This window comes from Nocardia sp. NPDC049526 (assembly GCF_044465765.1).
Lineage (GTDB): Bacteria > Actinomycetota > Actinomycetes > Mycobacteriales > Mycobacteriaceae > Nocardia.
This window is the reverse complement of record NZ_JBITMA010000011.1, coordinates 149,303-169,279: the sequence shown is the minus strand read 5'-3', so window position 1 is coordinate 169,279 and position 19,977 is coordinate 149,303. Positions and strand designations below refer to the sequence as shown.

General features: G+C 66.9%; 16 protein-coding genes. 10 read left to right on the top strand and 6 right to left on the bottom strand.

Annotated elements, in window-relative coordinates; genetic code table 11:
* Window positions 1-34: 34 nt before the first annotated feature.
* The 3 genes from serC (at window position 35) to ACIBW7_RS31530 (ending at window position 3,675) form a co-directional block, all read left to right on the top strand.
* Window positions 35-1,159, top strand: coding sequence for a phosphoserine transaminase (serC, locus tag ACIBW7_RS31540; protein ID WP_397052673.1), 1,125 nt, complete (start codon window positions 35-37; stop codon window positions 1,157-1,159).
* Window positions 1,160-1,359: 200 nt separating this feature from the next.
* Window positions 1,360-2,487, top strand: a complete 1,128-nt coding sequence (sepH, locus tag ACIBW7_RS31535; protein ID WP_397052671.1) for a septation protein SepH — start codon at window positions 1,360-1,362, stop codon at window positions 2,485-2,487.
* 444 nt (window positions 2,488-2,931) lie between these two features.
* Window positions 2,932-3,675: a DUF6928 family protein gene (locus tag ACIBW7_RS31530; RefSeq protein ID WP_397052669.1), complete on the top strand. Its 744-nt coding sequence runs from the start codon at window positions 2,932-2,934 to the stop codon at window positions 3,673-3,675.
* Window positions 3,676-3,726: 51 nt separating this feature from the next.
* Here the strand turns inward: ACIBW7_RS31530 and ACIBW7_RS31525 are convergent, their stop codons facing one another.
* Window positions 3,727-4,038: a DUF2537 domain-containing protein gene (locus ACIBW7_RS31525; protein ID WP_040686452.1), complete on the bottom strand. Its 312-nt coding sequence runs from the start codon at window positions 4,036-4,038 to the stop codon at window positions 3,727-3,729.
* Window positions 4,035-4,838 carry a TrmH family RNA methyltransferase gene (locus ACIBW7_RS31520; protein ID WP_397052666.1) on the bottom strand — a complete coding sequence of 268 codons (804 nt, stop codon included), beginning with the start codon at window positions 4,836-4,838 and terminating at the stop codon, window positions 4,035-4,037. The genes ACIBW7_RS31525 and ACIBW7_RS31520 overlap by 4 nt, the downstream gene beginning before the upstream one ends.
* Before the next feature lie 178 nt (window positions 4,839-5,016).
* On the opposite strand from ACIBW7_RS31520, the gene ACIBW7_RS31515 reads away from it, so the two are divergent.
* The gene (locus tag ACIBW7_RS31515; protein ID WP_397052663.1) at window positions 5,017-6,222 is read left to right on the top strand and encodes a GNAT family N-acetyltransferase; all 1,206 of its coding nucleotides are present in this window, start codon (window positions 5,017-5,019) and stop codon (window positions 6,220-6,222) included.
* A gap of 368 nt (window positions 6,223-6,590) precedes the next feature.
* Window positions 6,591-7,019 carry a YccF domain-containing protein gene (locus ACIBW7_RS31510; RefSeq protein WP_040686456.1) on the top strand — a complete coding sequence of 143 codons (429 nt, stop codon included), beginning with the start codon at window positions 6,591-6,593 and terminating at the stop codon, window positions 7,017-7,019.
* 25 nt (window positions 7,020-7,044) lie between these two features.
* Here the strand turns inward: ACIBW7_RS31510 and ACIBW7_RS31505 are convergent, their stop codons facing one another.
* The gene (locus ACIBW7_RS31505) at window positions 7,045-7,482 is read right to left on the bottom strand and encodes a MarR family transcriptional regulator (protein WP_357476422.1); all 438 of its coding nucleotides are present in this window, start codon (window positions 7,480-7,482) and stop codon (window positions 7,045-7,047) included.
* Between the two features lie 140 nt (window positions 7,483-7,622).
* Between ACIBW7_RS31505 and ACIBW7_RS31500 the strand changes: the two genes are divergently transcribed.
* The gene (locus ACIBW7_RS31500; protein ID WP_397052660.1) at window positions 7,623-7,859 is read left to right on the top strand and encodes a DUF2530 domain-containing protein; all 237 of its coding nucleotides are present in this window, start codon (window positions 7,623-7,625) and stop codon (window positions 7,857-7,859) included.
* Window positions 7,860-7,868: 9 nt separating this feature from the next.
* Here ACIBW7_RS31500 and ACIBW7_RS31495 read toward each other — a convergent pair whose 3' ends face one another.
* Window positions 7,869-9,926 (bottom strand): neutral/alkaline ceramidase, encoded by a 2,058-nt coding sequence (locus tag ACIBW7_RS31495; protein ID WP_397052658.1) that lies wholly within the window; start codon window positions 9,924-9,926, stop codon window positions 7,869-7,871.
* A 127-nt stretch (window positions 9,927-10,053) separates the two neighbouring features.
* Here ACIBW7_RS31495 and ACIBW7_RS31490 point away from each other — a divergent pair, with 127 nt between their 5' ends.
* Window positions 10,054-10,668 (top strand): TetR/AcrR family transcriptional regulator, encoded by a 615-nt coding sequence (locus tag ACIBW7_RS31490; protein ID WP_387286241.1) that lies wholly within the window; start codon window positions 10,054-10,056, stop codon window positions 10,666-10,668.
* Window positions 10,669-10,701: 33 nt separating this feature from the next.
* Here the strand turns inward: ACIBW7_RS31490 and ACIBW7_RS31485 are convergent, their stop codons facing one another.
* Both ACIBW7_RS31485 and ACIBW7_RS31480 read right to left on the bottom strand, forming a co-directional pair.
* Window positions 10,702-14,085 carry a sacsin N-terminal ATP-binding-like domain-containing protein gene (locus ACIBW7_RS31485; protein ID WP_397052656.1) on the bottom strand — a complete coding sequence of 1,128 codons (3,384 nt, stop codon included), beginning with the start codon at window positions 14,083-14,085 and terminating at the stop codon, window positions 10,702-10,704.
* Window positions 14,082-16,754 (bottom strand): DUF3027 domain-containing protein, encoded by a 2,673-nt coding sequence (locus ACIBW7_RS31480; RefSeq protein ID WP_397052654.1) that lies wholly within the window; start codon window positions 16,752-16,754, stop codon window positions 14,082-14,084. The genes ACIBW7_RS31485 and ACIBW7_RS31480 overlap by 4 nt, the downstream gene beginning before the upstream one ends.
* Before the next feature lie 17 nt (window positions 16,755-16,771).
* On the opposite strand from ACIBW7_RS31480, the gene ACIBW7_RS31475 reads away from it, so the two are divergent.
* From ACIBW7_RS31475 to ACIBW7_RS31465, 3 genes are all read left to right on the top strand, one after another.
* Window positions 16,772-17,545: a glutaminyl-peptide cyclotransferase gene (locus ACIBW7_RS31475; protein WP_397052652.1), complete on the top strand. Its 774-nt coding sequence runs from the start codon at window positions 16,772-16,774 to the stop codon at window positions 17,543-17,545.
* Window positions 17,546-17,622: 77 nt separating this feature from the next.
* Window positions 17,623-19,359, top strand: a complete 1,737-nt coding sequence (locus ACIBW7_RS31470) for an MFS transporter (protein ID WP_397052650.1) — start codon at window positions 17,623-17,625, stop codon at window positions 19,357-19,359.
* A gap of 69 nt (window positions 19,360-19,428) precedes the next feature.
* Entirely contained in the window at window positions 19,429-19,938 is a 510-nt protein-coding gene (locus ACIBW7_RS31465) for a DUF2771 domain-containing protein (protein ID WP_397052648.1), read from the top strand.
* The last annotated feature ends 39 nt before the right edge of the window (window positions 19,939-19,977 follow it).

Here is a 19,977-nt window from a genome sequence, read left to right as displayed (position 1 = left end):
AGTCACAGCATTACCACCGACTACCCTGTTGGCCATGACCGCTGAGTTCCCGACTATTCCCGACGATCTCAAGCCCGCCGACGGACGGTTCGGCTGTGGCCCCTCCAAGGTGCGCCCGGAGCAGTTGCAGTCTCTGGTATCCGTCGGCGCCTCGGTGTTCGGAACCAGTCACCGGCAGAAGCCGGTCAAGGATGTCGTCGCACGCGTGCGCAGCGGCCTGCGCGAGCTCTTCGCGCTGCCCGACGGCTACGAGGTGGTGCTGGGCAACGGTGGCACCACGGCGTTCTGGGATGCCGCCGCCTTCGGTTTGATCCGCGAGCGCTCGCTGCACCTGACCAACGGTGAGTTCAGCTCGAAGTTCGCCGCGGTGGCCAAGGGCAACCCGTTCATCGGCGATCCGATCGTGGTCTCGGCGGAGCCGGGCAGTGCGCCCGAGCCGGTTTCGGACCCGTCGGCCGACCTCATCGGCTGGGCGCACAACGAAACCTCCACCGGTGTTTCGATCCCGGTGCAGCGTCCGGCGGGTTCGGACAACGCGCTGATCGCCATCGACGCCACCTCCGGCGCCGGCGGCCTGCCGGTCAACATCACCGACGCCGACGTCTACTACTTCGCACCGCAGAAGTGCTTCGCCGCCGACGGCGGCCTGTGGGTCGCGCTGATGAGCCCGGCCGCACTGGCCCGAGTCGAGGAGATCAAGGCCTCGGGTCGCTGGACCCCGGAATTCCTTTCGCTGCCGATCGCGATCGACAACAGCACCAAGGATCAGACCTACAACACCCCCGCACTCGGCACCCTGCTGCTCTTCGCCGACCAGATCGAGTGGATCAACGGCAACGGCGGACTGGACTGGGCGGTCAAGCGGACACTGGATTCGTCGTCGCGGCTGTACTCCTGGGCCGAGTCGAGCTCCTTCGCCACCCCGTACGTCACGGATCCGGCACACCGCTCACAGGTCGTCGGCACCATCGACTTCGCCGACTCGGTCGATGCGGCCGCCGTCGCCAAGGTGCTGCGCGCCAACGGAATCGTGGACACCGAGCCCTACCGCAAGCTCGGCCGCAACCAGCTGCGCGTCGGCATGTTCCCCGCCATCGACCCCGAGGATGTTTCGCAGCTGACGCGTAGCATCGACTGGGTTGTCGGAAAGCTGGGGTAAATCGAGCTCGGTCATTGCGACACGCCCGCTTTCGACACGCCGCATCTTGTAGCGCAGCGAGTTGAATAGAGCAGATTAGCGGGGCGCGGAGGGTCTTTCGCAGATTTCCGCCCCGCGTGTCTTGCCTCGAGATCATCAGTAGTGCACTACTGTTTCGGAAAGTGGGCGGTGTCGCGAGCCGACGCGATAAGGAGGTAACGGTGCGTGAACTTCGAGTGATCGGGGTGACGCCCGACTCCACGCACATCGTGTGCATCGACACCGAGACCGGCAACAAGTACCGGCTGCCCGCCGACGACAAGCTTCGAGCCGCAGCACGCGGAGACCTTGCCCGATTCGGCCAGATTGAGATCGAGATGGAAGCAACTATGCGTCCCCGCGATATTCAAGCTCGTATCCGTGCTGGGGCATCCGTTGAACAGGTCACCGAAGAATCCGGTATGCCGTTGAGTCGCGTGGAGCGGTTCGCCTATCCGGTGCTGCTGGAGCGGGCCCGCGCCGCCGAACTCGCACAGAAGGCGCATCCGGTGCGCGCCGACGGTCCGGCCGTGGAAATCCTCATCGATATCGTCACCGCCGCATTCACCGAGCGCGGGCACACACTCGAGAATGCCGAGTGGGATGCCTGGAAGGACGAGAAGGGCTTCTGGGTCGCGCAATTGCAGTGGCAGAACGGCCGTTCCGAGATCGCCGCGCATTGGCGCTACCAGCCCGACGCGCACGGCGGCTCGGTTTCTCCGCTCGACGATCCGGCCTCGGACCTGATCGATCCCGACTTCGGCCGTGCCTTGCGCGGGCTCGCCACCATCCTGCCGCCGCAGGCGGAGATCGAGGCGCCGGCGGCGCCCGAACCGCCGGTGGAGACCCGGCCGGTGGAACCTCGTCCCGCCGAGGCTCGTCCGGCGCGCGAGGCCGCGGCGGCACCGGCGCGTCCGGCGGCACGGACCCAGCCGACGTTGGACGAATACTACGAGCAGCGTTCCGTCGCGGCCGGCGGTAACAGTACGCCCGTCAGCGCGGGTGGTGCGGCAGCCGCGATTCCGGCCGCCGCGAGCACGAATGCCATTCCGGCCGCGAGCGGTTCCGCTCCGGTCACCGCCGGGACGAATACGGCTCCGGCCGCCGGCGGTGCTCCGGCCGGTGCGGGGACCGCCCCGCCCGCGCCCGCTGCCACCCCGGCCAAGGCCTCGAAGCCTGCTGCCAAGCCCGCTGCTTCCGAGGAAGCGGCGAAGAAGCCGCCCGCGAAGGCGGCTCGGACCAAGCGGGGAAAGGCGCCGATGCCGTCCTGGGAGGATGTGTTGCTCGGGGTGCGTAGCTCAGGACACTGAGTTTCGTTCCTGCGCTGGGGTTTCGGGATCGGGACTCCGGCAGCGATGTTCTCTCAGGGTGCCGGCCACTTCGGATTCGTACAGCCGTGGCCTCCGAATGCGCTCGCCCTACGGACACACCCTGCCTATCGAGCCAGTTGTGGGCGCGCTGCAACCCCCGACCAAGATCAGGTGGACATGGCGGCGGGGCTTCTCGGGCGATGCCGCCATGGATTCCACCTGATCTTGATTCCGGCCTATTTGCTGCGAATTTCTGAGGCCTGCTGGCGTGTTCGAATGCGGAAGGGCCGACGTTGGCGCGGCAGTGCGGGTAGATTTTCCGGTGTGTCGTCGACTTGATAGGTCGACGTCGGGCGGTTCACGGTAGCGGGAGTTGCTAGAGGACGCCGTGGGTTGCTCAAAGTTTGCGGAGCTGTTTGGTGCAACCATCGGGAGGTGCCGGAAATGCTGTCCAAGGCTTCGTCTCTCTGGTACGTCGACGCACAGGATCCGTTGACGGTACTCCGCGCGAACCACGATCCAGACCCCGAAGCCGCGCTCGCGCTGGCGAAACAGCTGCACACGGACCGTGATGTCATGCCGATCATGGTCGGCACGCTGGGCGGTTGCGCCGGACCGGATGCCGACGAGGTGTACATCGGCTGCTATCCCGGAGTCACCGTGGTGTGCTCGGCACAGGCCGCGCGGGCGCATCCGACGGCGCTGCCGGAGTTGCTGGTTCGCCCGCTCGCTTCGGAGCACACCTATCTGATCTCGTTCGACGCGCATCACGGCTGGGGCGCGTTCGCCCATTGGGAACGTGGCGAATTCCGGCGCTCGTTCAGCTCGACGCGGGTGAACATCCTGGAGGACGAGGGCCTCCCGCTGGTGTGGGAGCGTTCGTATTGGGCCGGTGATCATCCGGTGCGGTGGCAGGCCGGGGAACTGCCCGACCCGCAAACCCTCCCCTTCGACCCACCCGATTTCGCCGACGCCGCCAATAACGAATGGCTCGGCTTCCACTACCGCGCCCCCGCCCCCGAGGGCGCACTGGTACCAGGCGATATCGCGATCTGCGGATTCACCCTCTACCCGAAGGGCCAGGCCCCCGGCCCCGCCGATCTGATCCCACTGGAGGAGCACAACGGCGACACGAAACCGAGACGAGGTCTGCTCGACTGGCTGCGCGGCAAGGATCGCGTCTCGTGAAGGGGCCCAGCGCCGGTGAGCCGGAGTCGGGAGCGGGTCCGACGAGGTCTGCTAACTCGACAGGCCGCCGATGATAAGGACCAGCCAGCCGAGCAACACACCGGCGGCGCCGCCACCGATGACCCAGCGGGTCACCGGTGCCAGGCGCCAGCGCCAGGCCGTGGGTGCGGCGCCGCCGACCGCGACGAGATTGACCAGGATCGCGAGCAGCGGATGGACGTCGGCCAGGGCCGAGCCGAATGCGTACACCGCGACGGCCGTCAGCAGTGCGACCATGGTCGCGACGGTGAGTCCGGCGGCCCACGGGGTCGGATCCTGGTACGGCTGGTAGGGCCGGTACGCCCCGTTCGGGAAGTAACTCACGACGTCCTCACCCGTTCATAGAACGCCATGGCGGCCGCGGTCGCCACATTGAGCGAATCGGTACCGGGTGACATCGGGATGCGGGCTCGAATGTCGGTGGCCTGCATGGCCTCCTCGGTCAAACCGGGTCCCTCCGCGCCGAGCAGCAGCGCCACCCGCTCCCCTGTCATCGCCGTTGCCAAATTCACCGCGGCCGGGTTCGGGGTGAGCGCGATGATCTGGAAACGGTTGCTCCGCAACACATCCAGCCCTTCCGGCCACCTCGGCAGTTGCGCGAACGGCACCCGCAGCACATGCCCCATCGACACCCGCACCGCACGCCGATACAGCGGATCGGCGCACCGATCGCCGAACAGAATCGCATCGACGCCCAGTCCGGCCGCATTCCGGAACATCGAGCCCAGATTCTCGTGATCGTTCACGCCCTCCAACACCGCGACCGTGCGGGCCCGCTCGAGGACGTCGTCCACGGTCGATTCCGCGGGCCTGCGCGCCACCGCGAGCACCCCGCGATTGAGATGAAACCCGACAACCTCTGCCATCACCTCGGCACTCGCCTGGTAGTACGGCACATCGATCCGCGCCAGATCCTCCGCGAGTTCCACCCGTCGCTTCTCCACCCCGAGCAGCGCACTCGGTCGAAACCGCGAATCCAACATCCGCTGGACGACAACCACCCCCTCGGCGATCACCAACCCCTTGCGCCCCGGCAGATCCGGCCGCCGATCCGCCGACTTCAGATCGCGAAAGTCATCGACCCGCGGATCAGCAGGATCGTCGATATCGATCACATCAGCCACCGCTACATCCTGCCGTTTGCCGACAGCCCCACGAACACCGGTGCCGCAGACCTTTGCGCTCAGACGTCGGTGAGTCGCGCGGCAAGTCGGTATGCGAAGTATTCGGAGCTTCTGCGGGAACTCCGAGAGGGCGGTAATTCGGGTGCGGGCGGGTCGGGTGGCGTGCGATCGTCGAGGGATGACGCTGATACCCGGCATCACCATTCGGTCGGCCACCGAGGATGACGTGGCCGCCATCGAGTTGCTCGGCGACACCGTATTCGGGATGCGCGGCGAACCGGAGTATGCGCAATTGCGGGCGCAGGTCTTTCCGACCGAGGAGGCGATCGTCGCGATCGATGACGGGCGTGTCGTCGGACATGCCAGGTCCACTCGGATGACGCTGACGGTGCCCGGCGAACGCACGGTCGAGGCTTGTGGAATCGCCGGGGTCGGAGTCGCGCCGACGCACCGAAGGCGCGGAATTCTGCGGGCTATCTACACCGAACAGCATCGGCGCACCGAGGCGGACGGACTCGCGTTGACCATCTTCACCGCGAGTCAGGGCGCCATCTACGGCCGGTTCGGGTACGGGCCGACGATTCGGCAGAATGCGGTCTCGATCGACCGGCGGTTCGTCGAATTCCTACCGTCCGCACCCGATCCAGGCGGCGTGGTGCTCAGCACCATGGCCGATGCGGGCGAGCAGTTACGCGCTATCTACGACCGCTGGCGGCGGCTGGTGCCCGGTGCGCAGGCACGTCCCGAGCCCCGCTGGCAGATGGACCTGTCCGATTCGCCCGCGTTCCGCGACGGCGGCACCGAACTCTTCGCATTCCTGCACCCGGACGGTTACGTGCTGTATCGCTACCACCGTCGCGAACAAGGCAAGTCTGCGGTGGTCGAGGAGATGCGCGCGGTGACCCCGGAAGCGCAAATCGCGTTGTGGCGGGCGCTATTCGGGTTGGAGCTGTGCAGTCACGTCGAGGCGGCGATCACCGACAACGATCCGCTCCCGTATCTGCTCACCGATCTCCGGCAGGTGCGCACGAAGGCGCGCTTCGACGATTTGTGGTTGCGGCTCATGGATGTTCCTGCGGCGTTGGCCGCTCGCTCATACCTGCGTGACCTCGATATCGTTCTCGCAGTGCAGGATCCGTTCCGCAACGCAGGCGGCACCTTCGCGCTCACGGTGCGCGACGGCATCGCCGAATGCACACCCACCACCCGCCCACCCGACTTCGAACTCGGCATCGACGTCCTGGCCTCCATGTACCTCGGCGCCTACCCGGCCCGCGTCTTCGCAGGCGCCAACCGCCTGCAAGCCAAGGACGCCTCGCAACTACGTGCCCTCGACGAAGCGTTCGGGGCGGAACGAGACGCGGTGCTCGGCTGGTTCTTCTGAGCTGGGCTGTCTCTGTTGGGCCAGCCGAGTCCGGCCGAATTGGGCTGGTCCGCCAGCCGGTCTGCTCCCGCGGAGCTGGGTCGTCTCCGCCGCACGACCGGTTCTCGGGTCGAGCTGAATGTGTGAGCCCGGCCTCGGGTCGACCACCTGCAGTTTCGGACCTTCTCCGCGAGCCGGGCTGCCTCTAGGCCCGAGCGGGCCTGCGTTTGCCGAACCGAGCAGTTCCGCGCGGCCGAATCCGTGATGACCGCCGTTCTGCGGCGAGGCAGCTGGTCAGGGCGCTGATTTCGCTGATTGGGGATATCCCTGAGCCGACCTCGTACTCCGGAGTGATGTCCGGAGGCGGGGTGGGCTGGCATGCTGGATTCATGAAGCCGATTCAGCTGGTGCTCAATATCCTGTGGCTCGTATTCGTGGGGTTCTGGATGGCGCTCGGCTACATTGTCGCGGGCATCATCTGCTGCGTTCTGATCATCACGATCCCGTGGGGTATCGCTTCGTTCCGGATCGCGACCTATGTGCTCTGGCCGTTCGGACGCACCACGGTCGAAAAGCCTTCCGCGGGGGTCGGTTCGATGATCGGCAACATCATCTGGTTCATCGTCGCCGGTTGGTGGCTGGCGCTCGGCCACCTGCTCACCAGCATCCCCCTGTTCATCTCGATCATCGGCATCCCCTTCGGCTGGGCGAACCTCAAACTCATCCCGATCTCCCTGTTCCCCCTCGGCCGCGAAATCGTGGACAGCGACCAGCCATTCGGCGCCCAATACGCCCGCGGTGGTTACGTACCTCGCTAGCAACCAGGGCCCGGGATGGGTTCGGTTACTCCGAGTCGTCGACGAGTTGTTTCATGATGCCGACGGCACGCGTCAGCACGACCAGTTGTTCGTCGGTGAGGGTGGAGAGCTGTTCGGTCATCCAGGCTTCGCGGGCGCTGGTTTCGTCGGCGATCAGTGCGCGACCCGCATCCGAGAGCGACACGATGATCTGCCGGCCATCGGTCGGATGCGGCTTGCGCTCCACCAATTCCAGATCGGAGAGCGAGGCGATCACGCGCGTCATCGAAGGCGGCTGTACGCGCTCCTTGGCGGCCAACGCGCCCGGTGTCATCGCCCCTTCTCGATGCAAGGTGGCGAGTGCGGAGAGCTGCGTCAGCGAAATCTGCGCGTCGGCGCGCCGCCCCCGCAGATGTCGCGTCAAGCGCACCACCGCGAGCGACAGCTCACCGGCGAGAGCTCGAACATCCGATGGCGTTGTCACAGAGCAGAACGATACGGGACACGCTGGCCGGTGACCGCCTCTTCCCGCAGCTACGCTGTGATCGTGATCGAGCGTAGCGAGAGAACCAAAGACACAGCACCCTGGTTCGCAGCGGAGCCGAGTGCCGGCGAGGCACGGCCGTGACCCGGAATGTCCCGCAGATCCCGCCGCGCTTCACCGATCCACGGCCGGTCCTCGCGGTCGGCAGCGCCCTCTGGCTGATCGCCACCGTCGTCGTGTGGACCAGCGACCGCTGGGAATCCGCCCGCCCGGTGTGTCTGATGGGTATGGCCGTCGGCCTGCTCGGCTACACGATCTTCGCGATCCAGCGCCGGGGCGCCCGCCGCGGCGACAAAGGCGCGCAAACCGGACTTTGACCGCCCGCCTCAGCTCACTTCGAACTCGTTGGTGATCCCGGTGAAGGGGTGCAGGGTGCCGTCCGGGCTCAGACTGTCGGCGAAGTGTTGCATGCGGTAGGTGCCGGAGCTGGCGTCCGTCGGGATGTCCCAGGTGAAGCGGGCTACGGATTCGGCCGGTCCACGCTTGCTCCAGTAGAAGCGGACGGCCCATTCACCCTCGTTGGCGACGCGGACCCAGTCGCCGGACGCGTTGCGGCGCTGCACTTCCAGGAAGGTGCCATTGCGGCGGGGGTTGTGTTTGGGGTGGGCGGAGACGAATTCGACGGCGACCTGAGTGCCGAGCGCATACGAAGCGGCGGGCTGGGTCAGGACATCGCCGAATCCACGACCCAGTGGTGTGGTGTCCGGGCCGGGTGCGGGTTGGAAATTCGGCTGCAGGTTGGATATGTCGCGCGGCGCAGGACCGCGCGGAACCTGCTGACGGGCGGCGAAAGCCGTTGCCAGACGGTTGAACTCCTGCTGGTAGGCAGGCAAGGTGTAGCGGCCGAAGAGGGTTGAGCCGCCCTCGTACTGCTGGGAGTCGTACTCCTCGGGAGTGGTGACGTATTCGTGGTACGCGTTCGCGTAGCCCTGCATCAACACCTGCTCCAGCGGAACGCCGAGCGCAGCGGCAACAGCTCGACGGATGCGCAGTCCGGCGACGATGGTGAATTCGCCACCGCCGCAGGCCAAGTAGAGCTCGCCGATCCGAACGATCTGGATCGGCACCACATTCGGCACCCACGGCACCGGCGGCAACAGCCCGAGCGGCGCGATGATCGCCTTGGGCGCTTGCGCATCTGCCAGCCAGGACGGTGCGGGCCGGCGCGGATCACCGAGCGCGTCAATGAACGGATTGCGCACCCCCTCGGGGATCGGAATGCCTGGCAATCCGGGACCATCCTCGACGCTGCCCGCGATGAGCGAGACGCCCGCGGCGGCGGGCGCGGTGTGGCGCGGTTGACCGTCAGGTGTGAATCTGCCGTCGACGGCGGTATCGGCCAGGTCGATATAACAGAGCATCGAATCGACCGGACCGCTGATGGACTGCGCGCCCGACAATGCGGTTTTCGACGCGCGGTACTGACGCTCACCGATGATGCGAGTGTTCTCGAACTCGTTCTCGGTCGGTCCCGAACCGGGTTGCAGATCGAGATTCGGGGACATATCCCCCGCGTTGGTCTGCGCGAACGCGGCGACGAAATCGGCCGGGCCATCGAGATAGCGAACCCCGTGCTCGGTGTGTTCATACGAGAACGAGGCGTAACCCTTGTTATCCGCACTGATCAGCCGGTTCTGGTTGGTCATCGACGTGTTGTGCGTGGCGAACCAGGTGATTGCGCCGGCTTGTTTGCCGCCCTTGACGAATGACAGTGCGGTGACCGCCGGGTCGATGGCATTCGGGAAGTGCTGTTTATCCGCATCCGGATTGCGTTCGAAGGCAACTCGTGATCGGTTGACGCTCGCGTCGTGCAGTTCGGCGCGACCCAGCAAAAGCGTGCCCGGTCCGAGATCGGCGTGCGCGGCGGCGATCGCCTCCACGATGCCGTTCACCTCGGCGTCGTATACCTGCTGTTGAAAACCCAGAATCGACAGGTTGTACGCGTAATCGTTGCTGGAGCCGCCACAGGTCGCATGCGAATGCGTCGAGGTGAGCGTGACGTTCTGTTCGGTGTACAGATCACCGAAGCGGCGGGCGAGTTCGAGCATGACGCCGCGATGCACGGACTGGAAAATCATGCCGTTCTCCGCGACTGCGAACACGATTCGGCGCGCACCACTGTCGATGATGAATGCGCGAGCACGCGGGCGCAGATGGATGCCCGCCGTCTGCTGCTCGAACTGCGAATAGCCCATCATTCCGCATTCGGCGGCCGGACCGGTGATATCGGAAAGCCCGAGTCCGATGAGGTAGCCACCCGATTCGGGAGCCGCGGCGGCCGGTGCGCCGAGCGCCGAAGTCACACCTGGCACCGTGACCACTGTCGCGAGCGCGGCGGAACCTGCCGCGGTTCGGGCCAGCACCGTTCTGCGTGACACCGGCATACGCGTCTCCCTTCGATCCCGTGCTGAAGCGAACCACACAACTGGACAATCGTCCAGTCGAGATTTTCGGCCCTGCGAATTGACTGTGGCGGAGTTGCGGACTTAACTCCCTTGGGTGTCCTCCCGATTGAGCGTCGAAGAACGACGGGCCCACCTTATCGAGGCAGCCATCGGCCTTGCCGAGAAAAAGGGCGTCGCGGGCGTGACAACGCGCGATGTCGCTCAGGCAGCTGGCGTTTCGCTCGGTGTGGTGCATTACTGTTTCGAAAACAAGGACGCGCTGATGACCGAGCTGGTCAAGGCGTTGTCGATGGAATTACGCGATTCCGTCGACGCCAACGAAACAGTTTGGCAAGACGTCGGAAGTGGAAAAGAAGCGCTTCAAAAATTGGTGCGCGCCGGACTCGAACTGATGTGGCTGAACATTGAAGCCACACCCGAACGACAACTGCTCACATACGAAACCACGACATATGCGCTACGCGAAGGGGAATCGACTCCCGCGAAACTCGCGATAGCGCGCGAACAGTACGCATTCAACGACACCACGGTCGCCGATATCCTCGACCATGCGCGTGATGCCACCGGTTGCCGGTGGTCCGTGCCGGTGCCGACGCTGAGCCGCTTCACCTTGAATGTGATCGACGGTGTCGTGTTGCGCTGGTTGGTCGACAACGACAGCGAAAGCGTGCGCGGGCAACTGGATCTGCTCAGCGAGATGGTTGCGAACTACGCGGTGTAATTCGGCTGTGTAGCTATGGGCCCGTAGCTGCAGTCAGGCCGGGTGCTGCGGGGTTCGGATGTGCGTGGTTGTGCCGTCGCGCCACCAGGGGACGGATACAGTGGCTTCCAGGGCGCCGCGTAGGCGGATCCGGAGATCGTCGTGAAGCACCAGGTCGCCTTGTTCATCGGGCAGAGTGAACAGTTGGCGAAGAACGATTCCCAGCGGTTCGGCGGACCACGTGGTGTGGCGGCCCTGGCTCGTCACCTCGGCGGTGATCACATTGGACACCATGGGGAGATCGAGCAAGGTCGCGAGGGCCGGCGCCGTGGCCGTATCGCCTGCTACCAGGTGATCCGCGGGAACGGCGAGGCCGAACCACGGCTGGTCGAGTACCCAGGCGTCGTCTGGGTCGACGACTGCCGAGGACAGGGCGCGCACGCGCTCGGGGAGCTCGAGTTCGGTCAGGTCGAGGTGATCCACGGCGGCGGCGAGGCGGGCGTGGGTTCGGGAAACCACCTCGGGTGTAGGGGTTTTCGATGGGTCGGCCAGGGCGTCCAGCAGCGCGTCGGCCAGTTCCTGGGTGATGGCATTCGGATTCGCCAGGACCGCGCGCACGGCTTCGGAGTCCAGGTCGGAAAGTTCGAGTTCGGGGAGCAGGCCCGCGAATTCGGTATCGGCGGGGTGGCGGAGCAAGCCCAGGGGAATGCCATTGATGCGCGCATGTCTGCGCAACCACCAAGCCGTGTAGCCATCGGGATCGGTGAGCAGTGTGCGGGTGCGCGGACTGGATGCCAACTGCCGCAACGCCGCTGGCCAGCATGACTCGTCGACGAGGTCCAGGTCGCGGACGGCGGCCAGTTCCGGCGGATCCTCGGGCAGGCCCGACCACCAGCGCTCCTCGTCGTCCAGGTGATGGTCGGGGCCGGTGGGATCGGTTTCGACGACAATGCTGAAATCCCAGCCGACGCCTACCGCACGCAGCGCCTCGGCGCCGTAGCGGTCCACCGGATCCGTTGCGACAGTGCCGAACGGCGAATCCGGCACCAGCAATGTGCTCAGCGGTGCGTCGGGGAGCAGCAATTCGTCGGCGGGAAGCAATTCCCCAGTAGTGTCGGGTAATTCGAGGAGGCCGAGCCAAGATGGGAGTGCCGACGGATCGGCATGTGCGGCGAGCCGCAGCACGGCGTCGGTGGTGTCGGGATCGCCCGGCCGGTCTTCCAGTTCCGCGCGCAATCCGGGATCGCTCAGCAGATCCTCGGCGGTGGCCGAACGTGCGCCGAGTCGCGCGAGGAGTGGATGTACTGCCCCGGGGTGCACCAGACGCGCCCAGTGCACCGGTATGGCGACATCGAGCTGGTCATCCAAAACCACTGTGCGCGGGCCGGTTACCAGTCGGCCGTCCGCCAGCGGTACCGCGAGCGCGCCGAGCTCTTCAGCGGCCAACGGATCGACAACGTATGGCTCCAACGCCGCGTACAGCGACTGCCACCACTTCGGGGACCGCTCGAGCCCGGCCGAAAGTTCCGCCAGCCGAGCAAGTCCCAGTCTGTGCACATCCAGCACACCCAAGGCATCGCCATGTGCGCGTCCTGACAACTCGGGTACTACCAGTGGTCCGACGATATCATCGAGCAGGTCGGCCAATTCCCAGCTCAGGCCGGTGAATGCGCTCGCTCGCAAAGGTACTGCCGTTGCGTCATGTCTTGTCTGGGGCGCGGACGATCGCGCATCGCCGGGAAGGTCTGCGGCGGTCCACGGGTCGGTGCCGACCGAACCACCGTGCTCGGCATCGCTTGCAGCGGCGGTGCGCACCGAAAAGGCTTGGTCCGCAACGGCTGATCGGGTATCGGCCGAGGCCGACCGCGCGGCGGTTTCGCCAGATGTTTTCGAGCGGGCGGTGACGACCGGGAGCCAGGGGTGGGTCTGCAGTTCGCGGATCAGTGCCTCGCGCAGGATGCCGTCGGCCTCGCTGCGCGCGAAGCCCGGGGTGGGAACCAGGACGAGGCGATCGCGCGGCGGGAGTGCGTGGGCGAAATCGGCATAACCCTGTGCGAATTCGGCGAGGCGAGCACCCGGGAGGACGCGTCGGCGGTCCGGCTGCATCGGTATGTCGGCTATCAGGAGAGCTGGTAGCGACAGCTCCTCGTCGGATCGCGTTGGCGCGCGCAGCACATCATGCGCAGCGGACACCGGCCTGCCATCCCGCAGCGGCAGCAACCAGCGCGCCCGGGCCGTCCGGTACTCCCACCAAACCCGTCGCTCCGAGCCGGGGCCATCGATGCGCAGTTCCCTGAGCCCTGCGGATCGGCCGGTGCTCAGATCTACATCGGTGCCGTCGAATTCGGCGTCGTGGGTATCGTGCGGCCCGATCAGGTCCGCGTGCCCGTCACTTCGATCCGCGTGCCCGTCACTTCGATCCGCGTGCCCGCCGCTCGGGTACGCGCGCCCGTCGCTCGGGTCGGCACCCCCGCGCGCCGGATCCACATGCCCGAGAGTCGGATCCGCGTGGCTGCGGATCGGGTCCGCATTACCGCCACTGAAGTCCACCTGCCCGCGACTGGGATCCGCATAGCCACTGCTCGGGTCCGTATGGCCGCCAGTTGGGTTCGCGAGGGTGTCACCACTGCCGTCCGGCACGCCTTGTCGACTGTGCGGATGCAAAGCGCCACCGAAATCCTCGCGGCCGTGTGCGGGGTGGGGATCTTCGTGCTCGCGCTGGTGCGGACCTTCAATGGGCAGATCGGTGACCGTGCTGGTGATCTCGTCGTCGCCGATTCGGATGCTCTGTAGGGCGGGCAGTTCCAGGAGCAGGTCGACGGCTTCGGCGCGCATTGCGGCCAGTAGGGATTGGGGGTCGACGTCCGACCGCAGGCGCAGGACGATCTCGGTTTCTGCGTCTGGCGGCGGGGAGGCATCGGTCGGCCAGGCCAGGCGAAGGACGGGTGGGGTGAAGGTTTCGGCCGGGTCCGGGACGGTGATCGCGTTGTCACGCAGGGCTTTCCAGGTCAGATCGTGGGAGAACCGGATGGAGCCGGTGGTCGATCGGACCTCGATCTCGTCGCTTACCGTGCGTACGGCGGTGAAGCCGACACCGAAGCGGCCGACGCTCGCGGCCGGATCCGCCTTGCCGGAAGCACGCAGTGCGGTCAGCGCGTGCACGCCCGAAAGATCCAGCGGTGCACCGGTATTCGAAATGTGCACGGCGCCATCGACGAGACGCACCATCACTCGGCCCGCGACACCGGCCTTGGCTGCCGCATCCGCGGCATTCTGCGCCAATTCGGTCAGCAGCCGATCCCGATACCCCGCCCGCACCAGATCCGCCTCGGTCGCGGCATCCTCCCGCAACCGAGTGGGCGAATCACGCCAAGCGGCAAGAACCCCCGCGCGCAGCCGCGCCGTCTCGAAAGGGTCCGCCGCCGATACCGCGCTCACCCCTGCAGCGATGACCCGAACTCCGGCCGAGCCGCAGCCCCGGGCCCACTCCCACCCGCACTGTCAGTAGCTTCACCATCGGCACCCGCGGCACCGTCAGCATCGGCCACCTCGCCACGAACAGCAGAGGCCCCGCCATCAGAGTCCGCAGTCGCACTGTCAGCGCCGGTGTCCTCACCATCAACGCCCGCGGTCTCGCTGTCAACGCGGGCAACGCCACCGTCGATATCCGCATCCGCACCACCAGCGTCAGCGGCCATGCCATCAGCACCCGCGGTTTCGCTGTCAACGCGGGCAACGGAACCGTCGATATCCGCATCCGCACCATCAGCATCAGCATCAGCGGCCATGCCATCAGCACCCGCAGTCTCGCTGCCAACGCCACCGTCGATATCCACATCCGCACCATCAGCGTCAGCGTCAGCATCAGCGGCCATGCCATCAGCACCCGCGGTCTCGCTGTCAACGCGGGCAACGCCACCGTCGATATCCGCACTCGCACTACCTGCGGTGGCTGCCTCGCCATCAGCACCCGCTGTCCCGGCGTCAGCATCGACAGCGCCACTATCAGCGTCCGCACTCACGGCGTGAGCGTCGGCCGCCTCGCCGTGAACGGAGGAAGCTTCGCTACCTGCTACTTCAGCTTCACCTGCGAAGCCTGCCGCCGGACCGCTCGCGTCTGCATCCGATTCCGGCTGCGCCTCAGCAGCTGCGATGCCCGGTTCAGTCACCACGGCCTCAGCTTCGACCGCCGCATCGACGACCGACTCAGCCACGTGGTCGACGTCCGATGCCAGAGCCGCACCCGAAGCTTCGGACACAGCCTCGTCGACGCTCGACTCGCCCGCCGCGACGCCATCTTCTGCACCGATGGCCGACGCCCCGCAGATCGCCGCACCGGCAGCATCACCCACCTCGGTAGCCCCGGTCTCGAAGCCAGCATCCGATTCCGGCTGCGGCACAGCAGCTTCGACACCCGGCTCAACCACGACGGAACTGGCCGCTGCGCCGCCACCCGACTCCGGCTGCGACACGCTCACTTCAGCACTCGGCCCAACTGCGGCGGTGTCGCCTTCTGCGCCACTCGGCACTGCCTCGGGAACTACCTCGCCGCTCCCTGCGGTTGCACCGGACGCCAGCTCGGCACTCGACTCCCGCTGCGACACAGCAGCTTCGGCGCTCGGATCTACCGAAGTGGGGACGCTTGCCGAGCCCGCTGTCGTCGTGGCGCCGGGGCCAGCCACGCTCTCGGCAGCCGCACCGTTCGACTCGGTCTCGCGACTGGTGGATGCACCCGTCGTCGATCCAACCGGGCCTTCCTCCGCATCCGCGCCGGGCGCCGTTCCGCCGATCGACTCACGGGCCGCATCGGACGCGCCAGTAGGCTCGACCAACGCGCCCGGCTCAGCGACCACGTCAGCAACAGGGCTGAATGTGGCTGCGGCACTGGACATGTCGGCCACTCCCCGGGCGACGACATCGGGCTCACCCGAGGTGCTCGACTCTGCCGCAACTTCGCCCGGCAGGTGCGCAGCGTCCGACTCGACCGAGCTGCGCGACTCGGCCGCGACATCACCCGAGGCAGCAACGTCGACAGCAGTCGAATCAGCGACATCACCGGTCCGGCCTTCAGCGGCCTCGACATTTGGCTCGTTGCCTGCGCCACCCGCGGAGACATCGTGCGCGACCGCAGCATTCGGCTCAGCCACGACATCATCCGACGGGAGAGCGGTCGACTCCACCGCGCTGGGCGACTCAGCCGTAGCATCGCCCGATGCCGCCTCGCTCGGCTCGGCGGCAGTATCGGATGCGACATGATCGCTCGGCTCGACCGTGGTCGGTTCGGCGGCAATCGCGGCATCGCTTGTCCCCGGGGCACTCTCGGCGCCGGCCCCCGCGTCCGGTGCAGCGGGCTTGCGCGACGCCTCAACCGGGATCACATCGAAAGCCGCGTCGTCATACGCCTCGTACAGCGGCGATCCCCCGCCCGTGGGGAACTCTACGTCGGAGTGCGCGCCGCAGCCGTATTCGGCGTGGACGACGTGGCCGTCGGCACCCATGGCGTTGCCGCAGACGCCGAAGGCGGAGCGGAGGGCGCCGGCGAGGGGAAGGTAGAAGCCGCAGCGGCCGCAGGTGGAGGGGGCGGCCTTGGCCATATCGGTTTCGGGGCCGTATTCGGAGTACCAGCGTTCGGCCGCTTCTTCGCGGCCCTCGCGGCTGAGCACCTTGGTGCGGCCCAGGCCGACTTCCAGCGCAACCTCGTCGACGGCCGGATCGCCGCTCGCGACGTAGCCGGGCACCAGCCGCGGATCATCAGCGGGCGAGGCGAGCAGGTCGCCGGGCGCCAGATCGCCAGGGCGGATGCGCTGCTCCCACGGGACGAAATCGGGTGCGACCAGCGCGTCCGGACCGGGCAGCAGCGCCGATTCGCTCACCGTCGCGTACTGCGCGTCCGGCGGGGCCGCCACCACGACCGCCCACTGCCAGCCGCGGTAACCGGGCAGGGTGGCCTCGAACCGGTGGGTTGCCGCGGCCTCGTCCTCGGCGGTGACACCGATATGCGCGCCGACCCCGGCCGGCTCCAGCTCCAGGAGCGCACGACGGGCCACGTCGACGGCATCGGCAAGGATCGGCCGCATGCCGGACTGCGAAACAGATACTGCGCTCACGGCCTACATTTTGCCGTATGGAGCGCAATCGGCGTTCGTTGGCCGTCGTTGTCCTGGTCAGCCTGCTCGGAATCACCGGGTGTGGCGGCTCCGGCGACGATCCGCCACGACTGCATATCGAGGTGGTCGGCACCCGTCCGCACGATCCACGGGCGTTTACCGAGGGTCTGGAAGTGGTCGGCAACGTGCTCTACGAAGCCACCGGCATGCCGGGCGCGTCGGGCGTGCGCGCCACCGATCTGACGACCGGCGACGAACTGACCAGAGTCGAGCTGCCCGCGCCCTACTTCGGCGAGGGCGTCACCAATGCCGGTGCCACCCTCTGGCAGCTCACCTGGAAGGACCGGGTCGCGATCGCCCGCGATCCGGCGACACTGACCGAACGCACGCGGGCGTCCTACGACGGCGAGGGCTGGGGTCTGTGCACCCGCGCGGGCAAATTGGTGATGAGCAACGGCACCGACACCCTCACCTTCCGCGATCCGGTCACCTTCGCCGCGACCGGCACGGTAACCCTCACCACCCGAAACCGCGCCCACCTCAACGAACTCGATTGCGCCGCCGACGGTTCCGTCTACGCGAATGCCTATCCCACCGACGAGATCCTGCACATCGATCCCGAAACCGGCCGTGTTCTCGCGGTCATCGACGCGAGCGGACTGCTTCCGGCGACCGTGCGCGCGGGCACCGATGTGCTCAACGGCATCGCTCAACTGCCCGGCACGGACCGCTTCCTGATCACCGGCAAATACTGGCCGACCATCTTCGAGGTCCGATTCGTACCGGACTGAGCAAGCGGGGTCACCTTTCCGGACGGCTTGGAGCGGCAATTGAACCCAAGTCGCCGATGTACGACAGAATTGAGGTTGTGACTACTCCCCGCGATCCCTCCGGTTCCGACCGTGGTCCGTGGGATGGCGAGGAGTCCCCACCGATCCAGCGTCACCCCGGTTACGACCGCTACCCGCCACCCCACACCCCTCGTCGGTCCCCGCTGCCGCCCCTGCCACCCGAACCACTGCAACGTCGCGAACCACCGCCGACCAAGCCGCTGCCCGGCGGATCCGCGAAGCCGGCAGACCCGCCGCCGGAGCCCGAAATTCCGGCCGAGCCCCAGCGCGTTCCTCGCAAGCTGACCGTCACCCGGGTCGCCGCCATGCGCGGCCGTGAACTCACCTCCCGCGGCGTCGCCACCTTCCAGCGCGCCGCCAAGGCCGACGGCGCCGACAAATCCGGCCTCACCGCGCTGACCTACGCCACCATGGCGAACTTCGCCCTCGACGCCGCGATCGCGGTGGCCCTGGCCAACACACTGTTCTTCGCCAGCGCGACCGCGGAGAGCAAAACCAAAGTCGCGCTGTACCTGTTGATCACCATCGCCCCGTTCGCGGTGATCGCCCCGCTCATCGGACCGATGCTGGACCGACTACAGCGCGGACGCCGCCTCGCACTCGCCACCTCCTTCGCCCTGCGCGTGGTGGTCGCGGTGGTGCTGATCATCGCCTTCGACAGCTGGGCGCTGTATCCGCTCGCCCTGTGCATGATGATCGGCAGTAAATCGTTCTCGGTGCTCAAGAGCGCGGTGACGCCGCGTGTGCTGCCACCCGATATCGACTTGGTGCGCACCAACTCTCGGCTCACCGTGTTCGGTCTGGTCGGCGGCACCATCGGCGCGGGCGCGGTCGCCGCACTCGCCGCCGCGATCGCCGGCTCCAATGGCGCACTGGTGCTGGCCGCCGCGATCGCGATCGCGGGAACTTTCCTGAGCCTGCGCATCCCGCGTTGGGTCGAGGTCACCGAGGGCGAGGTTCCGGCGACCCTCAGCTATCACGCGAAAACCGAAGTGTTCAGTCCGGCAACCGAAGCCACGGTTCCGCCGCGCAAGCGCAGGCAGCCGCTGGGCCGTGCGGTCGTGACCGGACTGTGGGGCAACAGCGCCATTCGAGTCTTGACCGGCTTCCTGACGTTCTATGTGGCCTTCGTCGCCAAGGCGACCGAACACGGCGGCTGGCAGCAGGCCGCCATGCTCGGCGTGGTCGGCGTGGCCGCGGCGATCGGCAATTTCGTCGGCAATGCGACCGGTGCCCGGATCAAACTCGGCAAGCCGTCACTGATCGTGCTGGGCTGCACCGCGGCCTGCTGCGCGGTCGCCCTGCTCGCGGTCTTCCTCGACAATCTGCTCGGCGCCGCATTGGCCACCCTGGTCGCGGCGGGTGCGAGCGCGCTGGCGAAGGTATCGCTGGACGCCTCCATCCAGGACGATCTGCCTCCGGAATCGATCGCGTCCGGCTTCGGCCGGTCCGAGACCGTACTGCAGCTCAGCTGGGTTCTCGGCGGCGCGGCGGGCGTGCTGATGCCGACCACCTACTGGCAGGGTTTCGCGTTCATCTCCGCGGTCCTGCTGTTCGGGCTGCTGCAGACCTTCATCAGCGACCGCGGCCACTCCCTGCTGCCCGGCCTCGGCGGCCATCGCCCCGAACATGCCGAGCAGGAGTTCGCGACAACCCGACACGCCGACGCCGACCGAGCCGCCCAACGCGGCAAGGAGCGCGGTAGCGACACTAAGCACATGCAAAGAGGCACAGGAGACCCGATCTGTGAGTGAGCGCAGCGAACGAACCAAAGACACAGCAGCTTTGCTCGCGACGGAGCCGAGCGCCAGCGAGGCGCAGTCGTGAGCAAGCCGAGTACCCGCACCGTCGTCGCGCTATGCGTGGCGGCCCTACTGGTGTTCACCGTCGCCTTCGTCGGCGTGTTGGCGGTGTTCGTCCGCAATGCGGACCACCCCGACCCGACGGTCACCGCATACGCCCACGGCAAGACCGTCACGGTGTCCCCATTCCTGTACTGCACAGTGAAAATGGAGGACTGCAAGTACGGCGAGACCGTAACCCTGGACGTCCCAGCCGGATACCCGCTGCAGCTGTCCCTGCCGAAGAAGATCGCCGACGCGCCCTGGCTGGCGCAACTGGTCTACGCCATGCCCACCGGCGAGAAGGTGGACCGGGTGGTGAGCCGCAACGACTATCCCGAGGGCGCACTCGCCGTCACCATCGATTCGAAGCCGGAGCCCGAATTGCGGCTCGTCGGTATCGAATTGCAGCTGCCGATCCTCGCGCGCGACGAGACCGGCCGCGAGTTCTACGTGCCGCACGCGGCCTGGTCGATCAGTACCTCGTCGTAGCGACTGCTTGCAGGTCGCTCGAAAGGGTCGGTAGCGACT

Bases quoted from the DNA above. Each gene is read 5' to 3' on its own strand.
- serC (WP_397052673.1), top strand. From the start codon at position 35: ATGACCGCTGAGTTCCCGACTATTCCCGACGATCTCAAGCCCGCCGAC.
- ACIBW7_RS31530 (WP_397052669.1), top strand. From the start codon at position 2,932: ATGCTGTCCAAGGCTTCGTCTCTCTGGTACGTCGACGCACAGGATCCG.
- ACIBW7_RS31515 (WP_397052663.1), top strand. From the start codon at position 5,017: ATGACGCTGATACCCGGCATCACCATTCGGTCGGCCACCGAGGATGAC.
- ACIBW7_RS31510 (WP_040686456.1), top strand. From the start codon at position 6,591: ATGAAGCCGATTCAGCTGGTGCTCAATATCCTGTGGCTCGTATTCGTG.
- ACIBW7_RS31495 (WP_397052658.1), bottom strand. From the start codon at position 9,926: ATGCCGGTGTCACGCAGAACGGTGCTGGCCCGAACCGCGGCAGGTTCC.
- ACIBW7_RS31475 (WP_397052652.1), top strand. From the start codon at position 16,772: ATGGAGCGCAATCGGCGTTCGTTGGCCGTCGTTGTCCTGGTCAGCCTG.